This is a genomic window from Thiohalocapsa marina, from assembly GCF_008632335.1.
Classification (GTDB): domain Bacteria; phylum Pseudomonadota; class Gammaproteobacteria; order Chromatiales; family Chromatiaceae; genus Thiohalocapsa; species Thiohalocapsa marina.
Map to the genome: position 1 here is coordinate 15,197 of NZ_VWXX01000034.1, position 19,011 is coordinate 34,207.

Below are 19,011 nucleotides of genomic sequence, written 5' to 3' on the forward strand. Positions count from 1 at the left end.
CTGGCCTTGGACACGACCGATCGGTGCCATCCATTCGCGCTGCCGATTGAACCGTCTGCCCCATGCCCTAACCTCCAATCAGGTACTGGGCAACGTCTACAACCGGCGTGCGACTGGTGCGTTGTACCTCAGGGTGGACCAGCCCACGCCAGCCACGCGCGCATTACCCGAGACTGATTCTATGGGCACGAGCCGAACCGACCAGAACTACCCCATGACCGCCGAGCAGGAGGTGCCGGTGCTGCCGCTGCGCGACGTGGTGGTCTACCCGCACATGGTCATCCCGTTGTTCGTCGGCCGCGACAAGTCGATCAAAGCGCTCGACTCGGCCATGACCAGCGACAAGCAGATCCTGCTGATCGCGCAGAAGAACGCGGATGTCGATGACCCGGCGGTGAAGGATCTGCACAGCATCGGCACCCTGGCCAACATCCTGCAGTTGCTGAAGCTGCCCGACGGCACCGTCAAGGTGCTGGTGGAGGGGCATCGCCGGGCGAAGGCGACGTCCTTCATCACCGCCGAGGACGCCTTTGCCGCGGTGGTTCGGCCCCTGGACGAGGTGCTGGAGGTGGACGAGCGCGAGCAGGAGGTGCTGATGCGCTCGGCGGTCGGCCTGTTCGACCAGTACGTCAAGCTGAACAAGAAGGTGCCGCCGGAGGTGCTTACCTCGCTGTCCAGCATCGATGACGCCGGTCGCCTGGCAGATACCATGGCCGCGCACATGGCGCTGAAACTGGACGAAAAGCAGCACGTGCTCGAAATGGTGAACGTGCAGCAGCGGCTTGAGCACCTGATGGGGCTGATGGAGTCGGAAAACGACATCCTGCAGATGGAGAAGCGCATCCGCGGCCGCGTGAAGCGGCAGATGGAGAAGAACCAGCGCGAGTACTATCTCAACGAGCAGATGAAGGCCATCCAGAAGGAGCTCGGCGAGCTGGAGGATGTGCCCAACGAGCTGGAAGAACTGGGCAAGCGCATCGAGTCCGCCGGCATGCCCAAGGATGTGAAGGAGAAGGCCGGCGCCGAGCTGAACAAGCTGAAGCTGATGTCGCCCATGTCCGCGGAGGCCACCGTGGTGCGCAACTACATCGACACCCTGGTGTCGGTGCCGTGGAAAAAGCGCACCCGCATCCGCAACGACATCCGCGTGGCGGAAAAGGTGCTGGATGCCGACCACTACGGCCTGGAAAAGGTCAAGGAGCGCATCCTGGAGTACCTGGCGGTGCAGCAGCGGGTGCGCCAGCTCAAGGGGCCGATCCTGTGCCTGGTGGGGCCGCCGGGTGTCGGCAAGACCTCGCTGGGACAGTCCATCGCCCGCGCTACCAACCGCAAGTTCGTGCGCATGTCGCTGGGCGGCGTGCGCGACGAGGCGGAGATCCGCGGCCACCGGCGCACCTACATCGGCGCGCTGCCGGGCAAGATCATCCAGCTGCTGTCCAAGGCCGGCTCGCGCAACGCCTTCTTCCTGTTCGACGAGATCGACAAGATGGCCATGGACTTCCGTGGCGATCCGGCCTCGGCGCTGCTCGAGGTGCTGGACCCGGAACAGAACTCCAGCTTCAACGACCATTACCTGGAGGTGGACTTCGACCTGTCCGAGGTGATGTTCGTCGGCACCGCCAACACGCTGAACATCCCGCCGGCGCTGCTCGACCGCATGGAGGTGATCCGCCTGTCGGGCTACACCGAAGACGAGAAGGTCAACATCGCCGAGCGCTATCTGATCCCCAAGCAGATGAAGAACAACGGCCTCAAGGACGGCGAACTGGCCATCCGCGAGGCGGCTGTGCGCGACATCATCCGCTATTACACCCGCGAGGCCGGGGTGCGCAACCTTGAGCGCGAGATCTCAAAGATCTGCCGCAAGGTGGTCAAGGAGGTGCTGCTGAAGAAACGCGACAGCACCGTGGCGGTGACGCCCAAGGCGCTGGAGAAGTATCTTGGGGTGCGCCGCTTCCGCTTCGGCCTGGCCGAAGAACACGATCAGGTGGGGCAGGTCACCGGGCTTGCCTGGACCGAGGTGGGTGGCGAACTGCTGCGCATCGAGTCCGCGCTGGTACCGGGCAAGGGCAAGTTCACCTACACCGGCCAGCTCGGCGACGTGATGCAGGAGTCCATCCAGGCGGCCATGACCGTTGTGCGCAGCCGTGCGGAGTCCCTGGGGATCGATCCAGAGTTCCACCAGAAGTTCGACCTGCACATCCATGTGCCCGAGGGGGCGACGCCCAAGGATGGCCCCAGTGCCGGCGTGGCCATGTGTACTGCACTGGTGTCTGCCCTGACCAAGATCGCCGTGCGGTCCAATGTGGCAATGACCGGTGAGATCACCCTGCGGGGTGAGGTGCTGCCAATCGGCGGCCTCAAGGAGAAGCTGCTGGCGGCCCATCGGGGCGGCATCCAGACCGTGTTGATCCCGCACGAGAATGCGCGCGACCTGGTGGATATTCCAAAAAACATTAAGCAAAGTCTGGATATTCGGCCGGTGCGCTGGGTAGACGAAGTGCTGCAGGTGGCGTTGTGTGAACAACCCGGCGCGAAGGGTGACGCTACGGTGGCCGCTGACGAGACCGCCGCGGAGAAGGCACCCCCGGTGGCCAAGAAGGACGAGAAAAAGCGCGGCGGCGTGCGCACACATCACTGATGGCGCGGCCTGGCGGCTCGTCGGGCAGCTGGAACATTGCTTGACAGTCGCGCGGGTGCTCGACAACAATCCCCGCACTCGTTCGAGCCGCGGCGGAGACGATCGAAAGGCGGCTGTTGCTGCGTCGATCAGGCTGGACTTCCGTAACGAGTGTTTACACGACACAGGAGGACGTATGAACAAATCTGAACTGATCGATGCCATGGCAGAGGCGGCAGACATTCCGAAGGCGGCCGCGGCCCGCGCGCTGGACGCTCTGACCGACTCCGTCGCTGTCGCCCTCAAGGAAGGTGACACCGTGTCGATCATCGGCTTCGGCACCTTCTCCGTGAAGCATCGCGCGGCGCGCACCGGGCGTAACCCGCAGACCGGCGACGTGATCCAGATCGCCGCGTCCAAGACGCCGTCGTTCAAGGCCGGCAAGGCCCTGAAGGACGCCGTACAGTAAGGAGTTCGGGTCGGGGGAGCGCAGGACACCGCAGTGACGGGGTCCGATATCGTCCGACCACCCATGGACTTGGCGACGCTTCCGCCGTCCATGGACATACCGGGTGCTTAGCTCAGCTGGGAGAGCATCGCCCTTACAAGGCGAGGGTCGCAGGTTCGATCCCTGCAGCACCCACCAAAACGCGGGCCGGAAAACGGGTTGCAAGAACCAATCTGCTCATTGGCCGGACCGTCGCCCAGAACGACGAAAAAAAAGCTGGACCAGTGCGATTCTTTCCATTAAGATACTGGGCTTACGTCGAGGGACGCAGACACAAGTCTGACAATGGTTGCCACGGGTACTGACCGGCCCTGGTAGCAGCGCTGGAAGCGCAAACATTAGGAGTGGTAGTTCAGTCGGTTAGAATACCGGCCTGTCACGCCGGGGGTCGCGGGTTCGAGTCCCGTCCACTCCGCCAATGCCGATAGAAAGCGGGGTATCTGTTGCAGGTACCCCGCTTTTTGTTTGTGCACGTCCGAAAACGTACGGCCCAGATGCCGTGCCACCTCCAACCAGCAGACTTACAGCATCCCGAGGCGCGATCATGTTGTCGGAGATCAGAGAGCGGGCGCAGGGGTGGGTCGCATGGGCGATCGTCATCCTCATCAGCATTCCCTTCGCCCTGTGGGGCATCCAGTCGTATCTCGGCGTCGGGGGCGATCCGGTGGTGGCCAAGGTCAACGGCCACGAGATTACCGAGCGCCAGTTCAACCAGAACGTCCAGCGCACGCGCATGGAACTGCGCAACCGCCTTGGCGATGCCTACGACCCGGACCTGTTCGGCGGTCTGCGCCTGCGCGATCAGGTACTGGACAGCATGATCCGCGACACCGTGCTGCTGGACGCCTCACGCGCCATGGGTCTGGCCACATCGGATGCCGCGGTCCGCGGGGCGATCCTGGCGGAGCCGGCGTTCCAGCTGAACGGGGCGTTCGACAACGACACCTACCGTCGGGTGCTGCAGTTGCAGGGTCTGACGCCGTCGATGTACGAGGAGCAGCTGCGCCAGCGTCTGTTGGCCACCCAACTGTCGCGGGCCGTCAGCGGCACCGAGTTCGTGCTGCCGGGGCAGGTGGACGAATCCATCCGCCTGCTCGATCAACAACGCCGGTTCGAGTTCGTGCGCCTCGGTCGTGACGCGTATGTCCCGCAGACGGCCCCGGACGATGCCGAGATCCAGGCGTTCTACGATGCGAATCAGGACCTGTTCCAGGTGCCGGAGCAGGTGCGAGTCTCCTACCTGCTGCTGGACGCGAACAGCCTGGCCGGCAGCAGTGAGGCGGTGGACGAGCAACTGCTGCGTGCGCGTTACGAGGAGCAGATCGAGCAGTTCGTGCAGCCGGAGCGGCGTGGCCTGCGGCATATCCTGCTGACGGTGCCGATGGATGCGGATAACGAGGCCGCCGCAGCGGTCAAGGCGCGGATGGAGGCGCTGCGTGAGCGGATCCTGGCCGGTGAGCCTTTCGCCGACATCGCCGCCGAGGCCTCTGAAGATCCAGGCAGTGCCGCCGCCGGCGGTGATCTGGGCATGGTCGATCAGGGCGTGCTGGACCCGGCCATCGAACAGGCCGCCTTCGCCCTCGAAGCGAACGTGCTCAGCGAGCCGGTGCGCAGCCGTTTTGGCTATCACCTGCTGGAGGTCACCGCCGTGGAAGGTGGTGCGCCGCTGCCGTTCGAGGAGGTGCGTGCGCAGTTGCTGGCGGAGTTGAGCCGGGGTGACGCCGAGGCGGCCTATTTCGATCTGGCCGAACGGCTGGCCAACCTGACCTATGAGTCGCCGGACAGCCTGATCCCCGCCGCCGAGGCGCTGGATATGTCGGTGCAGACCAGCGACTGGTTCGATCGCGCCGGCGGCGAGGGTCTGTTCGCCAGCCCGCGTGTGGTCGCGGCGGCCTTCAGCGAGGAGGTGCTGGCCATCGGCAGCAACAGCGATCTGATCGAGCCGGATCCGGAGGCGATGCAGGCCATCGTGCTGCGGGTCGACGAGCATCGGCCTGCGTCGGTGCAGCCGCTTTCGGAGGTGCGAGAGCAGGTGCTGACGCTGATCCAGGAGCGCCGTGCCACAGATGCCGCCCGGGCCGCCGCGATGGCCATGGTAGAGCGCCTGGAGGCCGGGGAGCCCTTGGCGGAGGTGGCCGAGGCGCAGGTGGATGCAGGCCAGGGTGGCCCGGCGATCCTGGCGCCAGGGCCGGTGGGCCGCAACACCGCCGATGTGGATCCCGCGGTGCTGGATCTGGCGTTCTCCCTGCCGCGACCGGCCCCGGACTCCGGTTCGCCTCAGGCCGCCAGCACCGTCACCGCCGATGGCGATGTGGTGGTGGTGCAGTTGTTCGAGGTCATCGACGGTGATCCTGCGGCCATGGCTGCCGACGCGCGCGCGGCGGAATCACGGGTGCTGGCCAGCGCGCTGGCCCGCTCGGCCTATGACCGATTGCTGGACGACCTGGAGTCACGGGCGCAGATCGAACGCGAACCCCTCGGCGCCGAAGACGTAGCGCAGTAAGCCCGAGGAGGGTGACTGCAGTCGCAGTCACCCTTCAGCCCTTTTTGCCTCCCTTCACCCGGCGGTGAAGACAGAGGCTACTGAAGCGCCCGCTCTAACGCTTTCGCCCGACGAAGCGCTTCAGGCGCTGGCGGTGTTTGACCTGCCGCGCCGTGAGGGTGTTGCGCTTGCCCTCGTAGGGATTGCTGCCGGTCTTGAACTGCAGCCGCAGCGGTGTGCCGGCCAGTTTCAGTGCCTTGCGAAACCGGTTGATCAGATAACGCCGATAGGCATCCGGCAGGTCGCCGGTCTGGTTACCGTGGATGACGATGATGGGCGGATTGCGCCCGCCCTGGTGCGCATACCGCAGCTTGATGCGATGGCCGTGCACCAGCGGCGGCTGATGCTCCTGCACCGCGTCCTCCAGCAGGCGGGTGAGTAGTGGCGTCGGCAGGTCGCGCACGGCGTTGGCGAAGGCCGCATCCACCTCGTCCAGCAGCAGCCCGACGCCGCTGCCGTGCAGGGCGGAGATGAAGTGGGTCGCGGCAAAGTCCAGAAAGGTCAGCTTGCGGCTGATCATGTCGCGGATCTGGTCGCGCAGCTCCGCGTCCAGTCCGTCCCATTTGTTCACCGCAATCACCAGCGCCTTGCCGCTGTCGACGATGTGGCCGGCCAGGGTGGCGTCCTGCTCGCCGATGCCTTGCCGGGCATCCAGCACCAGAATCACCACATTGCATGCCTCGATGGCCTGCAGGGTCTTGATGACGCTGAACTTCTCGATGGCGTCGCTGACCCGCGCGCGGCGTCGCACGCCGGCGGTATCGATCAGGGTGTAGCGGCGCTCGCCGAGTGCAAAGGGAATGAACACGCTGTCGCGGGTGGTGCCCGGGCTGTCGAAGGCCACCACCCGTTCCTCGCCCAGGATGCGGTTGATCAGGGTCGACTTGCCGGCATTCGGCCGGCCCACCACGGCAATCTGGGTGCCCTGCTCGGCGGTGTCCCGGCCGTCGGCCGTGTCATCGGCCCCGGCCTCCGCGGGCAACTGCCGGAACACCTGCTCCAGCAGCGCGCTGACACCGCGACCCTGGGCGGCGGCGATGGCCACGGGGTCGCCCAGCCCCAGGGCGTGGAACTCGATGCTGCCCAGGTCCTGGCTGATGTTGTCGATCTTGTTCACCACCAGCGTCAGCGGCTTGCCGGTGCGCCGCAGCACCTGGGCGATGTCCTGATCCGCCGGGCTCAGCCCGTGCTGGGCGTCCACCATGAACAGCAGGTGGTCGGCCTCTTCGATGGCCAGGCGCACCTGGCGCTCCATCAGCGACTCCACCCCGTCGCCGCCGCTGATACCGCCGGTGTCGACGATCACATAGGGGCCCGGCCCGACACGGCCGACGCCATACTGACGGTCGCGGGTCAGGCCCGGGAAGTCTGCCACCAGGGCATCGCGGGTGCGCGTGAGGCGGTTGAACAGCGTCGACTTGCCGACATTCGGCCGTCCGACCAGGGTGATCACCGGGAGCATGGCTCAGTCCTGTGTGGCGGAAGCCGCAGCCGCGGCGGGTGCCTGATCGCCGGCCTGGTCGCCGGCCGCGGCGTTGATGCGCACGGCCGCCAGGGTGCCGTCGTTGGCGTAGATGTAGACGATGCCGTTGGCCACCACCGGTCGGTGGCCGATGCGGTCCTTGGCAACTCGGGTGTAGCCCAGCATGCGTCCGTCGCGGCGCGAGACCAGGTGCAGGTAGCCGTCGATATCCCCCACCACCAGGGCGTTGCCGCTCAGGGCCGGGGCCGTCAAGCGTCGGTGCAGCAGCCCCTCCTGTCGCCACAGGCCAGCGCCGTCGGTCGGTTCCGCGGCCCAGAGGTTGTCCTCGGAGTCGGTCACATACAGGGCGGATCCGTCGGCCGTGAGCCCGGCGTGGGCAGACAGCTCCCGACGCCACAGGATCATGCCGGCGGCGATGTCCACCGCGGCGAGGTCGCCGTTGTAGGTGGCCACATAGGCGATGTTGCCCACCACCACCGGATCGGCATCGATGTCGGCGATGCGGTCCAGTTCGCTGCGTCCGCGCGGCGGCGTGATGGTGAGTTCCCACACCGGCATGCCCTGTTCCAGTTCAAGGTACAGCAGCCGACCGCCGGCAAGACCGACGATGACGCCGCCATCGGCCTCTGCCGGCGTGCTGCTGCCGCGCAGGGTCAGTACCGGTGCCGGATAGTCGTAGCGCCAGCGCTCACTGCCGTCGGCCAGCGCGATGCCGTAGACGCTGTCGTCGATGGTGTGCACCACCACCAGGTCGTTGACGATCAGCGGCACCGCCAGGATCTCACTGCCGAGACGGATGCGCCACTTCAGCGTGCCGTCGCGGCTTGACAGGGCCAGCAGATCACCGTTGCTGGAGCCCACCACCAGGGTGCCGTCCGCCACCGCCGGGCCACCGCTGAACGGGATCCGGGCCTTGCGCTCGGTCTTGTACTCCCACAGCACGCGACCGTCTGCGGGGGAGACCGCGACGACGCGCCCGGCGGGATCGGCGGCAAACAGCTTGCCGTCCGCCAGTACCGGGATCAGGCGCAGCTGCCGCTCGCGGGTGCCTTTGCCGATGCGCGTCTTCCATAGCACCCGCGGGCTGACTTCCTGCGTCAGCTTTTTGTCGATCGGCGTCGGCGGGGTCGGATCCTTCTCGCCGCCGATCCAGGGCACGGCACTGCAGCCGGACAGCAGCGCGGCCAAAAGCATGGCTGGCAGCACGACTGGCAGCAGCCCGGGCGGCCACACTGGCCGTCGCGTGGGCGCCGGTGATGTGCTGGAGGTTCTGGTGGCCTTCATGCGCCGGCCCTCAGGATGCATCGGTGGCCGGCAGGTTCTCGAGCTTCAACTCGATCAGCCGGCTGTTGCCGGCACCGCCGTCGATGGCGGCACGGTAGGCGGTGCGGGCCGCATCCGCACGTCCCTGTCGCAGGGCGATGTCGCCGCGCAGGGCGGCGAAGTCCGCCGCGAAGGCGGCGTCGTCGTCGTGCTGGTCGATGACGTCCGCGGCGCGCTCCAGCTGGTCGTCGGCGATCAGCACCCGCGCCAGGCGCAGCGCCGCCAGCCGGGCCAGGGCGGGCTCCGGTGCGCGCCCGATGGCGGCCTCCAGCGCCAGCGCAGCGCCCGGCAGATCGCCGGCGTCAGCCCGCGTCCGGGCCAGGGCCAGGTCGGCGAACATGGCATAGGGGGTGCCGCCGAAGTCGTCGACGATGCTGCCGGCCTGGAGCTCGGTGGCCTCCACTTGACCGGTGGCGGCGGTGGCCAGCAACTGCTCGAAGGCGATGGACGCCTGCTGCGCCACGCCTGTCTGGTAGCTGACCCAGCCGCGCCAGCCGAACACCGCGCCCAGGCCGATGACGACGCCCGCCACCACCGACACGCCGTTCGCCTTCCACCACTTCTTGATGGCTTCGACCTTTTCTTCGTCCGTCAGCAGCTCTGCCATGGGTGCACTCTCCGTCTTGCCCTGTAATCGGTAATCGATGATCAGTAATCGATGGTCAGTGATCGGGTAGCCGAAAATCGCTGGTCACTGATCGGTGGATGCGTGTTGCGCCGCCGGCGTCGGTTCGGTATCCGGCCGCGCCAGCAGGGCCGGCAGATCGGCGATGGCGACCTGCTGTTGTGGTCCGTCGTGGCGCAGTGGCTTGACGCCGATGGTGCCCTGCTGCAGCTCGTCCTCGCCCAGCACCAGCGCAACCCGGGCGCCGCTGCGGTCGGCCTTCTTGAACTGACTCTTGAAGCTGCCGCCGCCGCAATGGCACAGCAGACGCAGGCCTGGCATGCTGTCGCGCAGGCGCTCGGCGAGTAGCAGGGCCTGGTTCTGCGCCTGTTCGCCCACCGCCACCAGATAGGCGTCCGGGCCTGGCGTGACGCAGTCGGCATCCAGCAGCTCGATCAGCCGCTCCACGCCAAGGGCGAAGCCAACCGCCGGGGTCGGTCGGCCACCGAGCTGGGCCACCAGGCCGTCGTAACGTCCACCGGCGCAGACCGTGCCCTGGGCGCCCAGGTCTTCAGTGATCCACTCGAACACGGTGCGGTTGTAGTAGTCCAGCCCGCGCACCAGCCGCGGGTTGACCTGAAACGCCACGCCGGCGGCGTCGAGCCCGGCGCACAGGGTGTCGAAGTGGCGGCGACTGGTCTCGCCGAGAAAGTCCAGCAGGCTCGGCGCGGCGGCGATCACGGCCTGCATGTCCGGATGCTTTGAGTCCAGCACCCGCAACGGGTTGCTGTGCAGCCGTTTGGCGCTGTCGCTGTCGAGGGCGTCCTGATGCGCCAGCAGGTAGGCCACCAGGGCCTCGCGGTAGCGTGCCCGCTCGTCGGCATCGCCGAGGCTGTTCAGCTCCAGGCGCAGGTTGTCGAGTCCCAATGCCTGCCACAGCCGGCGGGTCAGCAGGATCACCTCCAGGTCCACGTCGGGGCCGTCGAGGCCGAACACCTCGACACCAATCTGGTGGAACTGGCGATAGCGACCGCGCTGCGGGCGCTCGCGGCGGAACATGGGCCCGCGGTACCAGATGCGCTGGGGGTGGTCCAGCAGCGCGTGCTCGATGGCCGCCCGCACGCAACTGGCGGTGCCCTCGGGTCGCAGGGCCAGATTGTCGCCGCCGCGATCCTCGAAGCTGTACATCTCCTTTTCGACGATGTCTGTGACCTCGCCGATGGAGCGTTTGAACAGTTCCGTCACCTCCACCAGCGGCGTGCGCATCTCGGCGTAGCCGTAACGCTCAAGCACGGCGCGGGCGCGGTCCTCCAGAAACTGCCAGCGGGGGCTCTGCTGCGGCAGCACGTCGTGCATGCCGCGGATGGCCTGAATCTTCTTTGCCATGACGTCGATGGGGCCTTAGTCGGTGGTCGGCGCGTTAGCGGCCGGCAGCGGCAGCTGCTGCGGGTCGAGTTCGAAGCGGGCGACATTGCCTCGGGCCACGGCATTGACGTCGAAGGGCTGCCCGCCGACACGGATCTCGGTGGCGACGGCGTTGCCGATCACCAGCGAGTAGGGTGGCTCGCCGCCCAGGATCTCACGGTCGCCATCGGCCATCTCGCCGAACAGCTGGACCTCGCCGGAGGCGTCGCGGATGTCGACCCAGCAGGGGCCGCTGAAGGCGATCTCGACCCGTTGGCCGTCGTCGATGACGGCGGCGGACGCCGCCGTGCCTGCCCCGCGGCCGGCGCTTTCGCCGGGGACTTGCTCCGCCGGATCTCCGCTGTCGCGATTCGTATCGGAGCCGGTTGCCGTGACGCTTGGGAATGGGCCGGCGGTCGTGGTGCCAGATGTGTCAGTCCCTGTCACGGAACCGGTTCTGCCGCCGGTTTCGATCTCGCTCGTGCGTGATCCCAGGCTTGGGCTGCCGGCACCGTCACCATTCGCTCCGATCCCGGTCGCGTCGACGGTGGCGCGCGTTGCCGGCGACTTCGGTGGTTCCTGGCTGGTGTCCGTGGACGATGCATGCCCCGGTTCCGTGCTCAGCGCCGGGGGGGACGGCACGGGGCGGGCTGCAGCGGCATCCTCGTCGGCGGTGCCGGCTGGACCTGTCGCCGGGGCATCCGCCCAGAACGCCTCCGGCGGCCCCGAGCGCTGGTAGCCGCTCCACCAGATATAACCGCCGCCGGCGACCAGGGCCAGCAGCAACGCCAGTAGCCAGGGCGTGCCGCTGCGGGGCTTCATCTGGCCCTTGACCTCGGCCACCACCCGCGGCAACGGCGGCTCGGCGTCCGGATGCCGCTGATGGAAGCGGGTGACGATGGGCTGTGGGTCCAGATCCAGCAGGCGAGCGTAACTGCGCAGGTAGCCGGCGACGAATACCGGGCTGGGCAGGCGCGCGTAGTCGTCGTGCTCCAGGGCTTCCACCACCTCGGGCGTGAGTCGCAGCTCGGTGGCGATGCGCACCACGCTCAGCCGCCGGGCGGCGCGGGCGCGGGCCAGGGTCGCGCCGGGCCCCTCCGATGCGTTCGGCGCGGGCGCTGACGGCTCGTCGCTGAGGGTGCTGGCGATGTCGCTGGGCGGGTTGGGCGAAGACATGTCTGCGGGTCGTGCCGGTTACAGTTGCATGATCTGGGGCGAATCCGGAAAGCGCTGGCGCAGCTGCCGTGCCAGCGCCTTGGCGTCGTTGCGGTTGCCCAGGGCGGTCTCGATCCGGTACGCCAGCAGCAGCGCCTCGGGCGTTGCTGGACCGGAGCGTGAATACCGCGCCAGGTAGCCCCGGGCGTCGAGGTAGGCGCCGCGCTGGTAGTTGAGCCGGGCCATGGCCATCAGCGCCGGCGCGTACTGGGCGTTGCGGCTCAGGGCCTCGCGCAGGTAGCGTTCCGACGCGGTGGCATCGCCGGCGCGTCGGGTGCAGTCGGCGGCATTGACCAGGGCCACCTCCGGCGTCTTGTACAGCGGATTCTGCAACGCCTGCTGAAACTCCGCCAGCGCCTCGCCGTAGCGCTGCTGCAGGCACAGCAGCGAGCCGCGGGCATTGTGGAAATCCGGATTGTCCGGATCCAGCCGCACCGCCTCGGCCAGGGACTGCGCCGCCTCGGTGGTCTTGCCCAGCGCCTGATAGACGATGCCCAGCACGTAATGCGCCTTCGGGTTCTTGCGGTCCTCGCGCAGGGCACGCAGTCCGCGCTCCAGCGCAATGTCCAGCTTGCCACTCTGATAGTAGGCCGCCGCCATGTTCACGTACAGGTCGGCCGGGCTCTCCTTGGGCGCCAGCTCTGCCATCTCCTGCTGCTGCGGGGTGTTTGCGCAGCCGGCCAGTAGGGCGCACAGCAGGGCGACGGCGAGCGATGCGCGGGCAGACGGGCCGGTCGATGCACGGGGCGGGCGCATGCTCCTTGCAGCCATAGCGTCAGTGCTGCTGCAGGCTCACCGGCAGGGTGCGACGGCTGCGGTCCTGGACCCTGCCTACCAGCTGGCCGCAGGCGGCGGCGATCTCGTCGCCGCGGGTCTTGCGGGTGGTGGTGACCAGGCCCGAGCGCAACAGCCGCAGCCGGAATGCCTCGACCCGCTCCGGCGGGCTGGTGCCGAAGCCGCTGCCCGGAAACGGGTTGAACGGAATCAGGTTCACCTTGGACGGCGTACCCTCCAGCAACCGGATCAGCGACTTGGCGTGGCGGTCGCTGTCGTTGACGCCGTCGAGCATCACGTACTCCCAGGTGATGCGGCGGCGCCGGTCGCCGCGCAGATAGGCACGGCAGGCGGGAATGAGTTCTTCCAGCGGGTATTTCCTGTTGATCGGCACCAGCTGGTCACGCAATGCGTTGTCCGGCGCGTGCAGGGAGACCGCCAGGGACACGTCGCTGACCTGGGCCAGGCGATGGATGTTCGGCACCACGCCGGAGGTCGACAGCGTGACGCGCTGTTTCGCCAGCATGTAGCCGAAGTCGTCCTGCATCATGCCCATGGCCTTGACCACGGCATCGAAGTTGGCCAGCGGCTCGCCCATGCCCATCATCACGACATTGGTGGGCATGCGCCCGAGCCGGCGGCTGGCGAACCAGACCTGGCCGATGATCTCGGCAGTGGTGAGGTTGCGGTTGAAGCCCTGCCGGGCGGTGGCGCAGAAACGGCAGTCCAGCGCGCAGCCGACCTGCGACGACACGCACAGCGTGCGACGCTTGTCTTCGGGGATGTGGACCGTCTCCACCCGCTGGCCGTCGGCCAGTTCCAGCACCCACTTGACGGTGCCATCGGCGGAGGGCTGCTCTGCGACCATGCGCGGGATGCCGATGCGGGTCTCCTGCGCGAGTCGCTCGCGCAGGGCCCGTGACAGATCGGTCATGGCGTCGAAGTCATCGACGCCATGCTTGTGGATCCACTTGAACAGGTTGCGGCCATGAAACGGCTTCAGCCCCCAGCCCGCGAGCAGCGCCTCTGTGTCTGCGCGGTCCAGGTCCAGCAGGTCGATGACGGAAGCAGCGGTCATGGCGTGGCCTCGGGTGGCGCTGACCCTCAGCGGGTCCGCTCGCAGATGCCCTCGGGGAAGAAGAAGCCGATCTCTCGCTCCGCGGTGGCCGGGGCGTCGGAGCCGTGCACGGCGTTCTCGGTGAAGGAGTCGGCGAAATCCGCCCGCAGCGTCCCCGGGGCCGCCTCGGCGGGATTGGTGGCGCCCATGATCTCGCGGTTGCGGGCAATGGCATCCTCGCCCTTCAGCACCATGACCATGGCCGGGCCGGAGGTCATGAAGCCCACCAGTTCCTCGAAGAAGCCCTTGCCCTGATGCTCGGCGTAGAATGCGGTGGCCTGCTCACGGCTCAGGTGCAGCATGCGCGCGGCGACGATCTGCAGCCCCGCCTGTTCGAAGCGGTCGCAGATCTTGCCGACGACATTCTTGGCGACGGCATTGGGCTTGATGATGGAGAGGGTCGTCTCGACAGCCATGGTGACTCCTGACATATGATGGTTGAGATGGGTGAAAAGTCGGGGTATCTGCAGACTGGGCATCTGCTCAGACCGTCGGTCTATCCGAGTCTGCTGGATACCGAACCCGACATCATACCCGTTCGCGGGTGTTGGCGTCTATCTGTTAGGCTTCGGCGTTCAGCGTGCGTCAAGGTGGCAGGGGAGGGGGAACATGGCCCGGTTCGATGTCTTCAACGGCGATGCGGATGGTCTCTGCGCGCTGCAGCAGTTGCGTCTGGAGCAGCCCGGCGAGTCGGTGCTGATCACCGGGGTCAAGCGCGACATCGCACTGCTGGAGCGCGTCGCGGCTCGATCCGGCGACGAGGTCACGGTGCTGGACATCTCGCTGGACAAGAATCGCCCCGCGCTGCTGCGGCTGCTGGACGCCGGTGTCCGGGTGCGCTGGTTCGATCATCATTTTCCGGGTGACATCCCCGAGCACCCCGCGTTCGAGGTGCATGTGGAGACCTTGCCGGACAAGGGCACCTGCCTGCTGGTGGACGACTATCTGCACGGCGCCCGGCGGGCCTGGGCGGTGGTCGGCACCTTCGGCGACAACTTCGACGCCGCGGCCCGGCGCGCCGCCGAGCCCCTGGGGCTGTCCGCGGAGGACCTGGACCTGCTGCGGGAGCTCGGTATCCTGCTCAACTACAACGGTTACGGCGCTACCGTGGCGGACCTGCATGTGCCACCGGATGCGCTGTTCCGGCGGCTGGCGCCTTATGCGGACCCGCTCGCGTTCGTCCGCGAGGACCCGTGCTTCGACCTGCTGCGTCGGGGCTATGCGGAGGACATGGAGCAGGCCCGTCGTGTGCCGCCGCTGCTGCAGACCGATCGGCACGCGGTGCTGGTGTTGCCGGCCGAGCCCTGGGCCCGCCGGGTCAGCGGCGTGCATGCCAATGCGCTGGCGCAGGCGGCCCCCGGGCGGGCGCATGCGCTGCTGACGCGGCTGCCGGAAGGCGGTTTCGTGATCAGCGTGCGTGCCCCGCTTGCCGCACCGGACGGTGCCGACGCCCTGTGCAGGCAATTCGCCACCGGCGGTGGACGCAAGGCCGCAGCCGGGATAAACCAGCTGCCGGAGACGGACCTGGAGCGCTTCATCGATGCCTTTCAGGAGGCCTTTTGAACCGCCCGGGCCGCATCGGGTCACCAGCATCTGTCCGGTGAACACAGAACCACGCGAGGAGGAGAGCAACACATGTCCGAAGAAGGTCGTTTCACCATCGAGCTGGAGCAGCTCGAAGGCTATCAGATCAATGTCAAATTCGACTGGCGCCGGGCGGCGGATCTGCTGATGGACGAGCCGCCGCCGCTGGGCGAGCAGTCCGGACCCAATGCCTCGCGCCTGCTGGCGGCCGCGGCGGCCAACTGCCTCTCCGCCAGCCTGCTGTACTGCCTGGGCAAGGAGGAGCCGCCGGACAACAGCCTGCGCACCGAGGCCACCTGCATCCTGGTGCGCAACGAGAAGAAGCGGCTGCGCATCGGCGGCATGGAGGTCAGGCTCATCGCCGGACCGGCCCTGACGGAATCGAAGCGGTTCGACCGCTGCAAGGCGCTGTTCGAGGACTTCTGCGTCGTCTCCGCCAGCATCCGCGACGGCATCCCCATCGCCGTCAGCGTGGTGGATGAGGACGGCAAGGTGCTGTACGCGGCGGACTGACCCCCGATCCGCCAAGGCCGTGACCGACAACGGATGGCCGTAGACGATAACGCGCCCGCAGCGGCCTGGCTGGAGGTCCTGGGCAGGCGTCTGCGTCCATCTCCGCTTTTGCTGCTCTGCGGGCAGGGTGCCCTGGCCGACGCGGTCGCGGACAGTCTGCGGCGGGACGGTCGGCGGGTGCGTCGGATGCAGGCGGTGGACCCGGCGGGGAGCGCGTTGCGGCGCGTCGACATCCTGTTGCTGGCCGGTGTAACGGACATCCAGCGCGAACTGGCGCGCATCGCCGACGCACTGCAAGGCGCGCGCCGGCGGCCGCGGGTGCTGGTGCTGGAGGACGGCCGCGAGCCGCTGGCCGATGCGGTGCGGGCCGCCGGCCTGCCGGTGGAAATCCTCCGGCTGCAACGGCTGGCCGCACGCGTGCTGCTGCGGCGCTGGCCGTTGCACTATGCCTGCGACCCCTTGTTCGATCAGCCGGTGCATCTGCTGCTGGCCGGGCGCACGCCGCTGGCAGAGGCCCTGCTGGAGCAGGCGCTGCGATTGGGGCACTACGGCGATCGGCCGCCGACGCTGACCCTGCTCGACGACCGACCTGCGGCCTGGCGGGCCGACGTCGAGGCGCGGCTGCCGCAGGCGCCGGCCTTCAGCCGACTGCGATTCGGTCCGCTGGATCCGCCCGGTCCGACCAGTCCACCCTGGTTGCCCGATCTGCCGGACCGGCCGAATCCGCCCGACCTGCCCGCTGCGGTGCCGGTGACCGGCGTCTTCGTGCTGGTGGAGCCGCCGGCGCGCGGGCTGCAGGTCGCCGAACGACTGGTGGCGACCATCGCATCGGCCCACGGCGTGTCGCCGCCCGTCCTGCTGGAGGTCGGCGACGCCGAACTGGCCGGCAGGCTGTCGGATTGGGACGGGCAGATCATCCCGTTCTCCTATCGGCGCCTGGCGCTGGAGGCGGCGACCCTGCTCGACGCGCGCGACGACCGTCTGGCGCGGGTGGTGCACGCGCACTATCGCGACACCACGCTGGCCCAGGGGCGCGATCCGGCCGGAGAGCCCTCTGCCCGACCCTGGGAGACGCTGGCGGAGTCCTACCGCGACGCCAATCGGCAGCAGGCGGATCACCTCTGGGCCAAGCTGGCGGTGACCGACTGCCGTGCCGTGCCGGAGGAACTGGTGGAGTCGTTCGCCTTCGCGCCGTCGGAGGTGGAGCGGCTGGCGATGATCGAGCACGCACGCTGGGCCGCGGACCGCTATCTGGACGGCTGGCAGTATGCGCCCGAGCGCGACAACCGGCGCAAGCACCATCCGCAACTCATCCCCTATGCCGAGCTGTCGGCGCCGATGAAGGACCTGGACCGCTTCGCCGTGCGCCTGGTGCCGACGTTGCTGGCGCGTTCCGGGCTGGGGCTGGTGCGCATGCTCATCGTCGGCATGGCGCCGATGTCGCTGGCGCCGGCACCCGGACCTGCGCCTGTTTCCGCGCCAGAGGCCGCTTCGGCCCCGGACCCGGCTCCGGCGGATACCCGGTTGCGGCCGTTGTTCGAGCGCGTGCTGCGGCGGTTGCGCGCCCGCTACCCCGATCGCGGCCTGGTCATTGCCTCGACGCTGGCGGATGCGCCGTCTCGGCTGCTGGCGCAACGGGCCCTGGACGCCCATGACGCCGGGCTGATCCTGCTCTGCCCATGGCCACTGCCGGCGTTGCTGGCCGCCCAGCCGGATGCGGCGGCGCAACGCGCAGTGCTGTCGCTGATCGAGCGCGCCGAGCGCCGGGTACTGCTGGCCGGCGGGCAGGAACTGCAGCGATGGCTCGACACCCGGTCGCAGGTGCAGATCGACTGTACCTGGGCGGCGACAGCGGCGGCGGGCAAGGGGCAGGGCAAACGCGTGCGGGTGGACCCGAAGCGGGGCCTGAGCTGGAACTTCGAGTACTGACGTCCGTAGCCGGAAACGGCCACAATTCCGGCGTCACGCCGCAGGGTGCGGAGAACGCAGAGAGCAAGCAGAGAACACGCAGTAACCACGCGAAAAAACTCTGGGTTTTCTTCGCGTTCTCTGCGTCTTGGCGGTCAATCACGCTGTGGCAAAGGCGTTGTTGGCGCCTGCCGGGGAAGCGGCCGGCCCCGGACGCCTCTGCACGGATCTGTTAGACTGCCCGACAACTTGCAGCCGACCACAGGATTAAGCACATGGCCGTCATCGAACTCACCAGCGAAAACTTCGAATCCACCATCACCGACAACAGCTTCGTCGTGGTGGACTTCTGGGCCCCGTGGTGCGGTCCCTGCCGCTCATTCGCGCCGGTCTACGACAAGGTCTCCGCAGACCACGACGACATCGTCTTCGCCAAGGTCAACACCGAGGAAGAGCAGCAGATCGCGGCCCACTTCCAGATCCGTTCCATCCCGACGCTGATGATCTTCCGTGATCAGGTCATCATCTTCTCCCAGGCGGGCGCGCTGCCCGAGGGGTCCTTCCGCGACCTGCTGAGCAAGGCCGGCGAGCTGGATATGGACAAGGTGCGGGCAGACATCGCGCAACAGCGCAGCGAACAGCAGGCCTGATCTGGTTTGCTCCGGTCTGGCCTGATCCGGGCCTCATCGGCAAAGGGCGGGCGCGTTCCCAATGCAGGATTGGGATCTTTCTGTTCCTATCATCCACAGAAAGATCCAGCCCGCGACATTCATCGTTTCGTTCATCTCGAAACAGCAGGCGCTCAGTGCGCGTCCTATCCCTCCTGCCCATCCAGCCAGCCATGCAGTCAGCCCCCCCGCTTCTTGCCACGATCGACTTGACAGGTCGGCACCCGACCGTGGGCGGGCTGATGCAGGTGTGCGAGGAAAACTACCAGGCGCTGGATGCCCTGGCACCAGGCCTGGCACAACTGCACGGCCGCCACCTGTCCCACGAAGGCGAGGGCATCGACCTGCTGCTCGAGGTGCGCGAGCAGGCCCGCTACACCACCCTGTTCCGCCTCACCCATCTGTTCCCGACGGTGCCCGGCTCCATGTCCGACGCCGGCCTCCGCGCGTGCGCCCGACCGACCGAGCCGGACGCCGTGCTGAAGGCCTACCACGACGCTGGCCAGGTGGAGGTGCTGGATCTGCGGCAGACCGTGCTGCCGCTGCTCAACCACTACCAGCCCCCGGCGCTGCAGGCCAAGTGGAAGGTCAACCTGTTCCTGTCCAAGTGGCTGGCCTACTGCCTGCACCGGGGCCACAGGTTTCCGGCCTCCGCGCGGGTGCAGCCGCCCCGACGCCGTCGCCAGCCCGCGCAGGTCTCCTGACCGGCGTCGCCCGGTCTGCCTTGCCGGGGTGAAAATTCTCGACC

The 19,011-nt window shown here is 67.8% G+C and carries 16 protein-coding genes and 2 tRNA genes; 10 read left to right on the plus strand and 8 right to left on the minus strand.

What is annotated here, in order from left to right:
* Positions 1–181 precede the first annotated feature (181 nt).
* The 5 genes from lon (at position 182) to F2Q65_RS15985 (ending at position 5,631) form a co-directional block, all read left to right on the plus strand.
* Complete coding sequence (lon, locus tag F2Q65_RS15965; RefSeq protein ID WP_150094412.1) at positions 182–2,641, plus strand: endopeptidase La; 2,460 nt, start codon at positions 182–184, stop codon at positions 2,639–2,641.
* Positions 2,642–2,816: 175 nt separating this feature from the next.
* Positions 2,817–3,089, plus strand: coding sequence for an HU family DNA-binding protein (locus F2Q65_RS15970; protein WP_150094413.1), 273 nt, complete (start codon positions 2,817–2,819; stop codon positions 3,087–3,089).
* A gap of 101 nt (positions 3,090–3,190) precedes the next feature.
* Positions 3,191–3,266, plus strand: a tRNA-Val gene (locus F2Q65_RS15975).
* A gap of 203 nt (positions 3,267–3,469) precedes the next feature.
* Positions 3,470–3,546 (plus strand) — tRNA-Asp (locus F2Q65_RS15980).
* 126 nt (positions 3,547–3,672) lie between these two features.
* A complete protein-coding gene (locus F2Q65_RS15985) occupies positions 3,673–5,631 on the plus strand; it encodes a SurA N-terminal domain-containing protein (protein WP_150094414.1) in 1,959 nt (652 codons plus the stop codon).
* Between the two features lie 94 nt (positions 5,632–5,725).
* Here the strand turns inward: F2Q65_RS15985 and der are convergent, their stop codons facing one another.
* The 8 genes from der to ndk all read right to left on the minus strand — a co-directional run bounded on the left by der (position 5,726) and on the right by ndk (position 14,006).
* Positions 5,726–7,132, minus strand: coding sequence for a ribosome biogenesis GTPase Der (gene der / locus F2Q65_RS15990; RefSeq protein WP_150094415.1), 1,407 nt, complete (start codon positions 7,130–7,132; stop codon positions 5,726–5,728).
* A 3-nt stretch (positions 7,133–7,135) separates the two neighbouring features.
* Positions 7,136–8,347 (minus strand): outer membrane protein assembly factor BamB, encoded by a 1,212-nt coding sequence (gene bamB, locus F2Q65_RS15995; protein ID WP_150094416.1) that lies wholly within the window; start codon positions 8,345–8,347, stop codon positions 7,136–7,138.
* Positions 8,348–8,447: 100 nt separating this feature from the next.
* The gene (locus tag F2Q65_RS16000; RefSeq protein ID WP_150094417.1) at positions 8,448–9,083 is read right to left on the minus strand and encodes a YfgM family protein; all 636 of its coding nucleotides are present in this window, start codon (positions 9,081–9,083) and stop codon (positions 8,448–8,450) included.
* Positions 9,084–9,167: 84 nt separating this feature from the next.
* Positions 9,168–10,466: a histidine--tRNA ligase gene (gene hisS, locus F2Q65_RS16005; RefSeq protein ID WP_150094418.1), complete on the minus strand. Its 1,299-nt coding sequence runs from the start codon at positions 10,464–10,466 to the stop codon at positions 9,168–9,170.
* 15 nt (positions 10,467–10,481) lie between these two features.
* Positions 10,482–11,660 (minus strand): RodZ domain-containing protein, encoded by a 1,179-nt coding sequence (locus F2Q65_RS16010; protein WP_150094419.1) that lies wholly within the window; start codon positions 11,658–11,660, stop codon positions 10,482–10,484.
* 18 nt (positions 11,661–11,678) lie between these two features.
* Positions 11,679–12,470 (minus strand): type IV pilus biogenesis/stability protein PilW, encoded by a 792-nt coding sequence (gene pilW / locus F2Q65_RS16015; protein WP_150094420.1) that lies wholly within the window; start codon positions 12,468–12,470, stop codon positions 11,679–11,681.
* A 4-nt stretch (positions 12,471–12,474) separates the two neighbouring features.
* Positions 12,475–13,551 carry a dual-specificity RNA methyltransferase RlmN gene (rlmN, locus tag F2Q65_RS16020; RefSeq protein ID WP_150094421.1) on the minus strand — a complete coding sequence of 359 codons (1,077 nt, stop codon included), beginning with the start codon at positions 13,549–13,551 and terminating at the stop codon, positions 12,475–12,477.
* 26 nt (positions 13,552–13,577) lie between these two features.
* Positions 13,578–14,006 (minus strand): nucleoside-diphosphate kinase, encoded by a 429-nt coding sequence (gene ndk / locus F2Q65_RS16025; RefSeq protein WP_150094422.1) that lies wholly within the window; start codon positions 14,004–14,006, stop codon positions 13,578–13,580.
* 193 nt (positions 14,007–14,199) lie between these two features.
* Here ndk and F2Q65_RS16030 point away from each other — a divergent pair, with 193 nt between their 5' ends.
* The 5 genes from F2Q65_RS16030 to F2Q65_RS16050 all read left to right on the plus strand — a co-directional run bounded on the left by F2Q65_RS16030 (position 14,200) and on the right by F2Q65_RS16050 (position 18,967).
* Positions 14,200–15,153 carry an acetyltransferase gene (locus F2Q65_RS16030; RefSeq protein ID WP_150094423.1) on the plus strand — a complete coding sequence of 318 codons (954 nt, stop codon included), beginning with the start codon at positions 14,200–14,202 and terminating at the stop codon, positions 15,151–15,153.
* Positions 15,154–15,225: 72 nt separating this feature from the next.
* Positions 15,226–15,687 (plus strand): OsmC family protein, encoded by a 462-nt coding sequence (locus tag F2Q65_RS16035; protein WP_150094424.1) that lies wholly within the window; start codon positions 15,226–15,228, stop codon positions 15,685–15,687.
* Positions 15,688–15,720: 33 nt separating this feature from the next.
* Positions 15,721–17,616: a RyR domain-containing protein gene (locus F2Q65_RS16040; protein ID WP_150094425.1), complete on the plus strand. Its 1,896-nt coding sequence runs from the start codon at positions 15,721–15,723 to the stop codon at positions 17,614–17,616.
* A gap of 254 nt (positions 17,617–17,870) precedes the next feature.
* Positions 17,871–18,245, plus strand: coding sequence for a thioredoxin (gene trxA, locus F2Q65_RS16045; protein ID WP_150094426.1), 375 nt, complete (start codon positions 17,871–17,873; stop codon positions 18,243–18,245).
* A gap of 191 nt (positions 18,246–18,436) precedes the next feature.
* Positions 18,437–18,967 carry a DUF1249 domain-containing protein gene (locus F2Q65_RS16050; protein WP_150094427.1) on the plus strand — a complete coding sequence of 177 codons (531 nt, stop codon included), beginning with the start codon at positions 18,437–18,439 and terminating at the stop codon, positions 18,965–18,967.
* Positions 18,968–19,011: the final 44 nt, after the last annotated feature.